Raw genomic sequence first — 11,776 nt, 5'->3', positions numbered from 1 at the left:
GCCGCGGCCGTCCCGGGCCCGCGCCGGCCGCCGCGCACGCCTCCCGCGCGGCCTCCTCGACCGATCTTCCCGCCGGACCGCCCCGCCGGATGCGGGCCACGCTGACCGGATATGTCCGTCCGCGCGACGGAGCACGCCGCCGGCCGGGCGGGACGCCGGAGCGCCGCTGCCCCGCGCCCGGGATTCCGGGTGCGGGGCAGCGGCGTGGGCGGGCCGTCCTACTTGGTGAGGGGGGACAGCTTGGGGTCGTTGGCGTAGGCCTCGGCCGCGTTCTCCTTGGTCACGATGACCGGCGGGAGGAGGTACGACGGGATGACCTTGGAGCCGTTGTTGTACGACTTGGTGTCGTTGATCTGCGGCTTGTCGCCCTTCTGGAGGGACTTGACCATGTTGATGGTCTCGGCGACGAGCTTGCGGGTGTCCTTGTTGATGGTCGAGTACTGCTCACCGGCCATGATGGACTTCACCGACTCGACCTCGGAGTCCTGACCGGTGACGACCGGGACCGGCTTGCCGGCGCCCTTGACCGAGGTGATGATCGCGCGGGCGAGGGTGTCGTTCGGCGACAGGACGCCGTCCAGCTTCTTGGAACCGTAGGTCGAGGTCAGCAGCCCGTCCATGCGCGACTGGGCGTTCTCCGCCTTCCAGCCCTGGATCGCGGTCTGCTTGATGTCCTTCTGGCCCGAGCCGACAACGATGTCGCCCTTGTCGATCATGGGCTGCAGCACGTTCATCGCGCCGTCGAAGAAGACCTTGGAGTTGTTGTCGTCCGGCGAGCCGGAGAACAGCTCGATCGTCCAGGGGCCCTTCGGCTTCTTCGCCTTCATGCCGTCGATCAGGGCCTGGCCCTGGAGCTGGCCGACCTTGTAGTTGTCGAACGCGATGTAGTAGTCGAGGTCGGGCGTGTTGGTGATGAGGCGGTCGTAGGCGATGACGGTCGCGCCCGCCTGCTTGGCGGCGGCCACCTGGGTGGAGAGCTGCGAGGCGTCGGTCGCGCCGATCACGATGACCTTCGCGCCCTTGGTGACCATCGAGGAGATCTGCGCCTGCTGGTCGGCGACCGTGGTCGAGGCGCCCGCGTACTGCACGTCCGCCTTGAAGCCGGCGTCCTTGAGGCCGTTGGTGAACAGGTCACCGGCGAGCACCCAGTTCTCCGAGGTCTTCGCGGGCAGCGCGACCCCGACGAGGGAGTCCTTCGCGAATCCCTTGGCGGCGGCGCCCTTGTCCGAGGTGGAACCCTCGCGCTCGTTGGAGCACGCGGTGCCCAGGCCGAGCAGTGCGACGGCGCCGACGGCGGCGATGCCTCTGATGATGCCTCTGCGCATGGTGGGATGAGCCTTTCTTGCGGTGGTACGGGGTGAGTGGAACGCCGTGGGAGACGGCGTACGGGGTGGGGACTCGGCGTTCAGCCTGCGACCTGTGCCTTGTCGGTGTCGCTGTCGGCGTCGGTGACCGGCTTCGACGGATCGGCGGGGGTGTCCGCCTGGTCGCGCTGGAAGGGGCGGGCCAGGGCTCCGAGGACCGAGAAGCGCCCCTGCTTCTTGCTGTACACGTCGAACGCGACGGCGAGCAGCAGGACCAGGCCCTTGATGATCTGGACCATGTCGGAGCCGACGCCCTCGAGTTGGAGTCCGTTGTTGAGCAGGGCCATGACGAGACCACCGACGATGGAGCCGCTGATGGTGCCGAGGCCGCCGGAGACCGCCGCGCCGCCGATGAAGACGGCCGCGATGGCGTCGAGCTCCCAGCTCAGTCCGTCCTGCGGGCCGGAGGCGGCGGACCGCGCCACGAAGATCATGCCTGCCAGTGCGGCGAGGACCGACATGTTCGTCATGACGAGGAAGTTGACCCGCTTGAGCTTCACACCGGACAGCTCGGCCGCGCGGGCGTTGCCGCCGACGGCGTAGATGTGCCGGCCGCCGATGGTGTTGCGCGTGTAGTACGAGTAGGCGAGCACCAGGACGATCAGGATGATGCCGGAGATCGGCACGCTGGTGCCGATGCGGCCGCCGGCGAAGCGCAGCGTCGCGAAGATGATGACACCCAGCATCACGGCCAGCCGGATCCCGGCCACCCACAGCGGAGCGGCTTCGGCCTTCATCTCGCGCCGGGTCTGCCGTGCCTTGAACTCCCGCCAGACCACGCCCAGGCAGGCGGCGAGGCCGAGCAGCAGGGTCAGGTTGTTGTAGCCGGTGTCCGGACCGACCTCGGGCAGGAACCCGGCGCCGATGTCACGGAATCCGAGGGGCACGGGCACCGTGTCGGCGTTGCCGATGTACTGGTTGCCGCCGCGGAACAGCAGCATGCCGGCCAGGGTGACGATGAACGCCGGCACCCCCACGTAGGCGACCCAGAATCCCTGCCAGGCGCCGATCACCGCGCCGACGAGCAGGCCGAGCACGATGCCCAGGGGCCACGGTATGGAGTACTCCTGCATGGCCTTGGCGACCACGATGCCGGTGAACGCGGCGACCGAACCCACGGAGAGGTCGATGTGGCCGGCCACGATCACCATCAGCATGCCGATGGCCAGGATCAGGATGTAGGAGTACTGGCTGACCACGGCGATGAGGTTGCCGGAGGTCAGGGTCAGCCCACCGGTCCAGATCTGGAACAGCAGGACGATCGCCACGAGCGTGGAGATCATGCCGAACTGGCGGGCGTTGGAGGTCGTACCTCCGAAGAGGTTCTTCTGCAGGTCTGTGATGCGGCTCATGGGGTCGCTGTCTTCGTGAGAGAGGTCTTCGGGAGAGAGGTCATCTTCTTCATCAGAAGTTCCGGGTTCGCGTCCTGCCGGGTCACCTCACCTGTGATGGCGCCTTCGAACACCGTGTAGATGCGGTCGCACAGTCCGATGAGCTCGGGCAGTTCGGAGGAGATGACGATGACGCCCTTGCCCTGGTCGACCAGGCGCTGGATGATCCCGTAGATCTCGTACTTGGCGCCCACGTCGATCCCGCGGGTCGGCTCGTCGAGGATCAGCAGGTCGGGATCGGTGAACATCCACTTCGCCAGGACCACCTTCTGCTGGTTGCCGCCGGAGAGCTTCACCACGCCCTCGTCGATGCTGGGCGTCTTGATCCGCAGGCTCTGGCGGTACTCCTCGGCGACGCTGTGCTCGCGCACCGGATCGACGACCCGGCGGCGGGCGATCTTCGACAGCTTGGCGGCCACCATCGAGGTCTTGATGTCGTCCAGCAGGTTCAGGCCGATCGACTTGCGGTCCTCGCTGACGTACGCGAGTCCGTGCCCGATGGCGTCCGGCACCGACTTCAGCTGGATCTCCCGGCCGTCCTTGAAGACCTGCCCGAAGACGTAGTGGCCGTAGGAGCGGCCGAACAGGCTCATCGCGAGTTCGGTGCGCCCGGCGCCCATCAGTCCGGCGAAGCCGACGATCTCACCGCGCCGTACGGTGAAACCGGACCCCTTGCACACGAGCCGGTCCTCCGAACTCGGGTGCTTCACCGTCCAGTCGCGGACCTCGAAGAACACCTCGCCGATGTCGGGCGTGTGGTCGGGGAACCGGCTGTTGAGCTCCCGGCCCACCATGCCGCGCACGATGCGGTCCTCGTTGACGCCGTCGGCACGGACGTCCAGGCTCTCGATCGTCCGGCCGTCCCGCAGGATGGTGATGGTGTCGGCGATCGCCTCGATCTCGTTGAGCTTGTGGGAGATGATGATCGAGGTGATGCCCCGCTCCCGGAAGCCGCGCAGCAGGTCCAGCAGATGCTGCGAGTCCGCCTCGTTGAGGGCCGCGGTCGGCTCGTCGAGGATGAGCAGCTTCACGTCCTTGGCGAACGCCTTGGCTATCTCCACGAGTTGCTGCTTGCCGACGCCGATGTCCTTGATCAGCGTGTCCGGGTCCTCGTGCAGCCCGACCTGCTCCATCAGTTCCAGGGCCCGGCGCTGCGCGGTCTTCCAGTCGATCGAGCCGCGCCTGCGCGGTTCGTTGCCGAGAAAGAGGTTCTCGGTGATCGACATGCCGGGGACCAGCGCCAGTTCCTGGTGGATGATGACGATGCCGGCCTGTTCGCTGGCGCGGATGTCGTTGAACTGGACGTTCTCGCCCCGGTAGACGATGTCGCCCGTGTAGCTGCCGTGCGGGTGCACGCCGCTGAGGACCTTCATGAGGGTGGACTTGCCGGCGCCGTTCTCGCCGCAGATCGCGTGGATCTCCCCCTCGGCGACCACCAGGCTGACGTCCGCGAGAGCCCTCACGCCCGGGAACGTCTTGGTGATCGACCGCATCTCCAGAAGGGTCGGGGGCCGGGTCATGAGCCGGACCCCGCGCCGCGGAGACCGCGACGAGCGCGCGGGTCCCGGCGTAGCGGGATGCGACATTGCGTGGACATCAACTTGCCTCCGATGGCACTGCCTCGTGCCTCCAGGTCCTGCTGGTTTCTGCTGCGGGACCGGACTTTAAATCCATTTGTTTTACTAAGTCAACGGCCCCCGCGGCGGTATCGTCGACGAGCTGGAACATGAGAGGACGATGCGTGCGGCAAGCAGGAACAAACCTCCCCAAGGTCGGGCGATACAACAGAGCGGTGGTCCTCGACCAGATCCAGCTCGCGGACGGCATCAGCCGGGTCGAGATCGCCCAGCAGACCGGCCTCACCCCGCAGACGGTCTCCGGCATCGTGCGCCGACTGCTCGACGAGGGGATCGTGCGGGAGGACGGGGCCAGCCGGGTCGCCAGCGGCGGCAAGCCCCGCACCACCCTGCGGGTCAACGCCGACGCGGGCAGTGCCGTCGGACTCGCCTTCGACCCGGTCGAGCTCACCTGTGCCGTGGTCGACCTGCTGGGCCGCCCGCTGGTCGTCCAGCGGCGCCCCACCCCCGCCCGCACCGACCCGGCCCGTGTCGTGTCGGCCATGGCCGAACTGGTCGCCGACGTGCTCGACGAGGCGAAGGTGCCCCGCGAGAAGGTGCTCGGGCTCGGCCTGGCCACACCTGGGCCGATCGACCAGGAGCTCGGCGTGATCGTCACGCCCCCTCAGCTCGTGCACTGGACCCGGGTGCCCCTGCAAAGCATGCTGAGCGAGGCCACCGGCCTGCCGGTCACGCTGGACAACGACGCCACCGCCGCGGCGATCGGCGAGCGCTGGTCCGGCCTCGGCAAGGGGGTGGCGAACTTCGCCTACCTCTACCTCGGCACCGGCATCGGCGGCGGCCTGATCCTCAATCACCAGGTGTACAGAGGAGGTTCGTTCAACGCCGGCGAATTCGGCCACTCCTCCGTGCTGACCGACGGGCCGGAGTGCTACTGCGGCAACCGGGGCTGCCTGGAGCGCCTGGTCAACCCCTCCGCGATCGTCGCCGAGGTACACCGCAGGCTCGCCGCCGGGCCGCGCGCCGACAGTACGCTCTCGCAATCGTTCGCACGGGATCCCGCCTCCGTCGACCATGCCGCGATCCAGCTCGCGGCGGGGGCCGGCGACCCCGTCGCGACGGAGGTCGTGGACGAGGCCGCGGGTCACGTCGCCACGGTGGCGGTCACCATCGCCAACTTCATCGACGTGGATCTGATCATCCTGGGCGGTCACGGCATCCAGCACGTGGAGTCGCGCTACCTGGACATCGTGGCCTCGGCGCTGGCGAGCAGACCGCTGGCCCGGCACATCCGCACAGTGGAGGTCGCCGCCTCCCCGCTGGGCACGGACGCCGCGGTCGTGGGCAGCGCCGCGCTGGTCCTGCACGCGACGTACTCCCCCCAGCTGTCGGCCCTGCTGTCGAACTGAGCGCGGCCGAAGCGGGGACGGCCGGGGCCGAGGGCAGCGCGGACGGGGCGGCCGGGACGAAGGCTGCCGGGACCGGTCGGTGGCGAGGCGGGCACCGGGGCTCCGGACGCCCGCCTCGCCGTCGCCCGCCTCGCCGTCGCCCGCCTCGCCGTCGCCCGCCTCGCCGTCGCCCGTCCCGCCGTCCCCTCCCCCCGCCGTCCCCGCCTCCCGCCGTCCCCGCCTCCCGGGGGCACCGCCGATACGTGCGCGACACACACAGCTTCGCCGCAACCGCAGCGGCCGCAGCGGTGTCTGTCATCCCGTGGCCGGGGACATCCGAAGCGGTGATGCGCCGGGCCACGACGGGTCCTGGGGGGATACGGATGAGCGCATGGACGGGTCCCGGTTACACCGAGTCGCTGGAGCTCGGCTCCGGCGCCAGCGGCCGCGTCGTGCTGGCCGTGCACCGGGACACCGGCATCGCGGTCGCGGTGAAGTACCTCAGCGAGTCGCTGTACACCCGCCCCGGCTTCGTCAGCGGCTTCCGGGCGGAGGCCCGGCTGCTGGCCGGTCTGGACAGCCCGCACGTCACCGGGCTGTACGAGTACGTCGAGAGCCCCGACGGTGCCGCCATCGTGATGGAACTGGTGGACGGGGTCTCCCTGCGGTCCCTGCTCAAGCGGGAGGGACCGCTCACACCCGAGGCCGCGCTCGTCGTCCTCAAGGGATCGCTGCTCGGCCTGGCCGACGCGCACCGGATCGGCGTGGTCCACCGCGACTACAAGCCGGAGAACGTCCTGGTCCTGCCGGACGGCGCGTCGAAACTGGTCGACTTCGGCATCGCGGTGAGCACGGGCGAGAGCGCCGGTGTGGCCGGGACGCCCTCCTACATGGCTCCGGAACAGTGGACCGGCGCCCCCGCCTCCCCCGCCGGTGACGTGTACGCGGCCACGGCGACCTTCTTCGAATGCCTGACGGGCCGCAAGCCGTACGCCGGCGACAACCTCGCCGAACTCGCACTGCGCCACCTCGACGCGCCCGTCCCCTTCGACGAGGTCCCCGAGTCCGTGCAGTCACTGGTCCGCCAGGGCCTGGCCAAGTCGGCCGCGCAGCGGCCCGCCGACGCCGAAACCTTCGTCGGCGAACTGGAGGCGGCCGCCGTCCGCGCCTACGGCCCGGACTGGGAGGAGCGCGGCCGCAGCCGGCTCGCCGCGCTCGTGGCCCTGCTGGCGCTGCTGCGTCCGTCGGCCCGTACCGGACGGCTGTCCACCACGGACACCGCCCGCACCGTGCTGCGGCGGAGCTGGTTGCGTGCGCCGGGCCGTGGCACCGGGCGAGGACACGTGTGGCGGCCCACGCTCCCGGGCGTCCTCGTCTCCGCCGCCGTCGCGCTCCTGCTCGTCCTGCTGGCCCGCGGCGTACCGTTCGGCGGCGCTCCGGCGGGCGAGCGGGCCACCGGAGCCTGGGCCACGACCAGTGCGGGGCCCGGAACGGATCCCGGAGCGACGCCCGCCGCCGGTGCGTCGGCCGTCCCGTCCGGGTCGGCCGACCCCTCCGGGACGCCCGGTCCCTCACCGTCGGGGAGCGAGAGCGCCGCCCCCGGCGGTCCGTCGGCGACGTCCGCTTCGAGCCCGCCGCCGGTGGACCCGCCGACCGGTCCGGCGACGGCCACCCCGACGGCCGCACCGCCCACGGTGTCCGCCACCCCCAGCGCGCCCGCCTCGCCCTCGGCGCCCGCCGCACCGGCCGTGAAGGCGGTCACCCTCTCCGGGTTCCGCCAGACGGGTCCCACCACGGGCACCGCCACGGTCACCGTCACCACGGACGGCACCGGGCCCCTGACCCTGGTGGTCTCCTGGTACACCGGCGCCACGAGCGGTCAGCTCGGCACCCCGGACGGCGCGTCGCAGACCTTCGAGCGCAGCGGTGCGACGCAGTACACGATCGGCGTCGACCACACGTTCCAGGGCGGCGGCTGCTACTGGGCCGTACAGGCCACCACCAAGCCCGCGTCCGCCGACGGCGGCGCTTCGCAGCAGCTTCTGACGAGAGGGTGCAGCCTGCGATGACTCCGGACGACGACCGCACCCGGCCCGCACACTCCGAGGCCCCGTTCACCACCGCCGCTCACGGCACGGGCGGCATACCGGACCCACCGGGTCCGCCGGGCACACCGGGCCGACCGGGCGCGCCGGGTCGGCCGGACACGCGCGGCGGACCGGGTGCCCCGGCCGAGTACAGCGCGACCGAACTGGGCAGCCACTGGATCCAGCGGCCCGCGGCGGACGGCACGCTCCTCGACGACGCGACCGTCCCGACCGCGCCCGCTCACCGAACGCCCCCCGATCGCGTGGACGGCACGGTCCTGCGCTTCGGTCCGGGCGTGACCCACGCGACGGCCGGGCGCTCCTCCGGCACCTCCCCGACCCTCCCGGCCGTCGAGCCCGGCCCCGCCCGCACACGACGGGACCCGCGCCGCCATGCCCTGCCCGCGCTGGTGCTGATCGTGGCGATCGCGTTCCTGGCCTGGCAGCGTTCGGGACCGGACGTGGTGCCGGAACGGGTGAGCGTCACCACCCTCGCGTCGACCGTCGGGTGCGACGGGACGATGGACGTCGTGGGTGTGATCACCACCAACGGGCGGCCGGGCACCCTGTCCTACCGCTGGGTGCGCAACGACGGCACGCGCTCCGACGTCCTGCGCGAGACGGTGCCCTCGGGACAGGACCAGGCGCGGGTGCATCTGCGCTGGTCGTTCCAGGGGACCGGCACCTACCGGGCGACGGCGGAACTCCGGGTCCTCTCCCCCGGCGGCACCTCGGGCCGGGGCCCGTCCGCCACCACCTACTTCACGTACGAGTGCGCCTGACCGCACAAGAAACGGACGGCCACACTCCGACGCGCACGGCCACACCCGACGCAGGTGGCCACACCCCGAAGCGGACGGCCACACTCCGACGCGGATGCCCACACCCGACGCAGGTGGCCGCACCCCGAAGGGGACGGCCACACTCCGACGCGGGTGGCCCCCGGCAGCCGCAGGTGGGCCGTTCAGAGCTCGCTGTCGATGCCCGTCACGATCGCCTCGCCCAGCGGCGCGTCCTGCTCGGTCAGGCCGCTGTCCCGCAGGGCCCGCCCGACCACCCGTACCGCCTCGGCCTCGGCGCCCGCGCTGTCGGCGGCGTCGACCTCGACCCGGGCGGCGAACATGCCGCCCTCGTCCACCGTCAGCAGACTCAGCTCCTCGTTCTCCCCCAGATCCGTGTTCCTGGGGTCCGAGGGCCGAAGCCTGCGTTCGATACCCGAGCGCAGGCCGTGGGGGACCGCTCGCAGGAACGTGCCGGGGACGGTGATGACGTACGTGGTCACGGTGACTCCCTCTTCGACGGTTCGGCCGGCTCTCGGCGACTGCGCCCGCGCCGAGCCCGCGTCCCGCGTCTGCCCCGAAACCGGCCGTGAATGCACCCGCGAACCACGCGCCACTCTCCGCGCGCCACCAGACGCAACCCTCCGGTTGCACCTCGACGACTGACGTGCAACTCTGGGGTTGCACACATGGACGATGACGACAGAGGAGTCCCTCATGAGCGAGGACCGGATCGAACGCGAGACCCTGATCTCCGCGCCCCTGGAGCGCGTCTGGTCGCTGGTGGCCCAGCCCGGCTTCTGGGTGGCCGACAAGGCGAGCCTGCCCGGCACCGTGGCCAAGGAAGGTGAGTCGATGGTGGCGAAGAACCCCGAGCACGGCGACTTCCCGGTGCGGGTGGAGAAGGTGCAGCCGCCGACGTACCTGGCGTACCGCTGGACCAGCGCCTTTCCCGGCGAGGAGCTGCGCGAGGACAACAGCACCCTGGTGGAGTTCACTCTCACCCCGGAGGGCGACGGGACGCGGCTGCGCGTCGTCGAGAGCGGCTTCGCCTCCCTGGCCGGGTCCGAGGAGCTGCGCGCCCAGAACCTCAAGGACCACACCGCGGGCTGGCCGCTGGAGCTCGACGCGCTGAAGGCTCGCGCCGAACAACCCTCCGCGTGACAGCCGAGCGCCCCGGCGCCGGCGGCACCGAGGACACCGTCGACGGCGTCCTCGCCGCACTGGCCGACCCGACCCGGCGCCGGCTGCTCGAACTGCTCGCCGCCCGCGGCCAGGCCACCGCCACGTCGCTCGCCGAGCACCTCCCCGTCTCGCGCCAGGCCGTGGTCAAGCACCTCGCCGTGCTGGACGCCGCCGGGCTGGTGCGCGGCGGCCGGGTCGGACGCGAGGTGCGCTACGCGGTACGACCCGACGCGCTCGACACGACGGCTCGGTGGATGGCCTCGCTGGCGGCCGACTGGGACCGGCGGCTGGCCGCCATCAAGGACGCCGCCGAGGCGGCCGAGCACGAACAGGGCCGGCCCGGCCCGACCGAAGGGAAGTGACCCCGTGGACACGACGGCACTGCGCGACGCCTACGACCGGCTGCTCGACGTGGCGGCCGGGCCCGGCCTCGGCGACGCGGCCGACGGTGGCTGGAACGCCGACCAGATCCTGGCCCATCTCCTCAGCGTCGACGCCTCGGTCGCGGCGGTCGCCCTGGGTGTCGTCGCGGGCGCCCGGCCCGCCTTCGACAACCGGGTGTGCCTCGACACCTGGAACCTCGACCGGATCATCGCCGCACACGCCACCCGCGAGGAGCTGATCGACCACGTCCGCAGCCAGGCGGCACTGCTGTGCGACATCGCCGACCGGCTCGACGCCGGGGCCGCCTCGGTGCTGGTGCCCGCCTTCCTCATGTCCGGCGACACCCTCGTACTCGACCAGCCGGTCCCGCTGGCGGGCCTGATCGACGGCCTCGCCGAGAACCACGTGCCCGGCCACACCCGCCAGCTCCTCGACCTTCACACCACCGCGGACCCCAGTAGGGCGAGCAACGGAGCCGCGGGCAGCGGGTGACGGGTGTCCCCGTACGGGCCCGTGGTCGTGGTGGCGGTCAGCAGCGAGTCGAGGACGGCCTCCTCCACTGCGTCGAGGAGGCCGGCGAACAGCGGGTCGAGGTCGCCGTCGGACAGCACGGCGGGCCCGGCGGGCGCGCCCAGGGGGCGGGTGCCGAAGGCGAGACCGTAGTCGCCGCTGCCATGGCCGTACGAGGCTCCCGCCCTGGCGAGCCCGAAGACGGCGCGCCGGGCCAGCCGCGTCAACTGCCGGGCGTCCAGGGGCGCGTCGGTGGCGACGACGACCATGCAGGAACCGTCCTGGGCGCCGGGGTCCACGGCGGGGATCCCGACGTCGGCGGGGGTGACGGTGCGCCCCAGGACGCGCAGCGTGCCACCGAAGTTGGCCTGCACCAGGACCCCGAGGGCGGCCTCGCGCCCGGCCGGCCGCACCCGCCGTGAGGAGGTGCCGATACCCGCCTTGAAGCCGAGGGCGGTCAACCCGGTGCCCGCCCCCACGCACCCCTCGGCGACCGGTCCGCCCGACGCGCCGTCCAGTGCGGCCCGGACGTGCTCCTCGCGCACCGGACGCGACCGGATGTCGGACAGGAGTCCGTCGTTGCACTCGCCCACCACCGGGTTCAGACTGCGTACGCCCGCACCCTCGGGCCGCTCCAGCATCCAGCCGACCAGGGCGTCCGCAACCCGGAAGGCGGACAGGGTCGAGGTGAGCAGCACCGGGGTCTCGATCGTGCCGAGTTCGGCGATCTGTGTCGTGCCCAGCAGCTTGCCGTAGCCGTTGCCCGCGAACACCCCGGCGGGCAGCGGACGTTCGGGACCCACCCCCTCGGGCACGATCGCCGTGACACCGCTGTGCACCCGGGGCGGGTCCACCAGCGTGGTGTGTCCGACGCGGATGCCGGGCACGTCCGTCAGCGCGTTGTACCGCCCGGTGGGCAGATCGCCTACGACGATGCCGAGTTCACGGGCTCTGCGGGGAGCGGCGGCCGGGGGCGGGGCGGGGACGGGTGCGGACATGACCGGCACGTTATCCGCAGTCCGGGCCCGGCGTCCGCCCGCACCCGCGCCCCGCCCGACGGAGCGACCGACGGCCCCTCCGACAGCCCCCTCCGACGACCCGTCCGACGATC

The 11,776-nt window shown here is 71.7% G+C and carries 11 protein-coding genes; 6 read left to right on the top strand and 5 right to left on the bottom strand.

What is annotated here, in order from left to right; translation table 11 throughout:
* Positions 1–218: 218 nt before the first annotated feature.
* The 3 genes from ACZ7OY_RS31530 to mmsA all read right to left on the bottom strand — a co-directional run bounded on the left by ACZ7OY_RS31530 (position 219) and on the right by mmsA (position 4,275).
* Complete coding sequence (locus ACZ7OY_RS31530; protein WP_471914578.1) at positions 219–1,325, bottom strand: substrate-binding domain-containing protein; 1,107 nt, start codon at positions 1,323–1,325, stop codon at positions 219–221.
* Positions 1,326–1,405: 80 nt separating this feature from the next.
* Positions 1,406–2,716, bottom strand: a complete 1,311-nt coding sequence (gene mmsB / locus ACZ7OY_RS31525) for a multiple monosaccharide ABC transporter permease (RefSeq protein ID WP_471914577.1) — start codon at positions 2,714–2,716, stop codon at positions 1,406–1,408.
* Positions 2,713–4,275 carry a multiple monosaccharide ABC transporter ATP-binding protein gene (gene mmsA, locus ACZ7OY_RS31520; RefSeq protein ID WP_471914576.1) on the bottom strand — a complete coding sequence of 521 codons (1,563 nt, stop codon included), beginning with the start codon at positions 4,273–4,275 and terminating at the stop codon, positions 2,713–2,715. Before mmsA ends, mmsB begins: the two co-directional genes overlap by 4 nt.
* 272 nt (positions 4,276–4,547) lie before the next feature.
* Here mmsA and ACZ7OY_RS31515 point away from each other — a divergent pair, with 272 nt between their 5' ends.
* The 3 genes from ACZ7OY_RS31515 (at position 4,548) to ACZ7OY_RS31505 (ending at position 8,589) form a co-directional block, all read left to right on the top strand.
* Positions 4,548–5,741 (top strand): ROK family transcriptional regulator, encoded by a 1,194-nt coding sequence (locus ACZ7OY_RS31515; protein ID WP_384735841.1) that lies wholly within the window; start codon positions 4,548–4,550, stop codon positions 5,739–5,741.
* Positions 5,742–6,103: 362 nt separating this feature from the next.
* Entirely contained in the window at positions 6,104–7,789 is a 1,686-nt protein-coding gene (locus ACZ7OY_RS31510) for a serine/threonine-protein kinase (RefSeq protein ID WP_471914575.1), read from the top strand.
* Entirely contained in the window at positions 7,786–8,589 is an 804-nt protein-coding gene (locus tag ACZ7OY_RS31505; protein WP_471914574.1) for a hypothetical protein, read from the top strand. The genes ACZ7OY_RS31510 and ACZ7OY_RS31505 overlap by 4 nt, the downstream gene beginning before the upstream one ends.
* A 182-nt stretch (positions 8,590–8,771) precedes the next feature.
* Here the strand turns inward: ACZ7OY_RS31505 and ACZ7OY_RS31500 are convergent, their stop codons facing one another.
* Positions 8,772–9,089, bottom strand: coding sequence for a hypothetical protein (locus ACZ7OY_RS31500; protein WP_471914573.1), 318 nt, complete (start codon positions 9,087–9,089; stop codon positions 8,772–8,774).
* A gap of 214 nt (positions 9,090–9,303) precedes the next feature.
* Between ACZ7OY_RS31500 and ACZ7OY_RS31495 the strand changes: the two genes are divergently transcribed.
* Genes ACZ7OY_RS31495 through ACZ7OY_RS31485 form a run of 3 tightly spaced genes read left to right on the top strand, consistent with a single transcriptional unit; the run spans position 9,304 to position 10,647 of the window.
* Positions 9,304–9,750 carry an SRPBCC domain-containing protein gene (locus ACZ7OY_RS31495; protein ID WP_471914572.1) on the top strand — a complete coding sequence of 149 codons (447 nt, stop codon included), beginning with the start codon at positions 9,304–9,306 and terminating at the stop codon, positions 9,748–9,750.
* Complete coding sequence (locus ACZ7OY_RS31490) at positions 9,747–10,133, top strand: ArsR/SmtB family transcription factor (protein WP_471914571.1); 387 nt, start codon at positions 9,747–9,749, stop codon at positions 10,131–10,133. Before ACZ7OY_RS31495 ends, ACZ7OY_RS31490 begins: the two co-directional genes overlap by 4 nt.
* Before the next feature lie 4 nt (positions 10,134–10,137).
* Complete coding sequence (locus ACZ7OY_RS31485) at positions 10,138–10,647, top strand: hypothetical protein (protein WP_471914570.1); 510 nt, start codon at positions 10,138–10,140, stop codon at positions 10,645–10,647.
* Here the strand turns inward: ACZ7OY_RS31485 and ACZ7OY_RS31480 are convergent.
* Entirely contained in the window at positions 10,593–11,663 is a 1,071-nt protein-coding gene (locus ACZ7OY_RS31480) for a P1 family peptidase (protein WP_471914569.1), read from the bottom strand. The two genes, ACZ7OY_RS31485 and ACZ7OY_RS31480, sit on opposite strands and share 55 nt — an antisense overlap.
* Between the last annotated feature and the right edge of the window lie 113 nt (positions 11,664–11,776).

The organism is Streptomyces sp. NPDC107559, assembly GCF_055657365.1.
The sequence above is the reverse complement of the archived record's forward strand: the minus strand, read 5'-3'. Positions and strand labels throughout refer to the sequence as shown.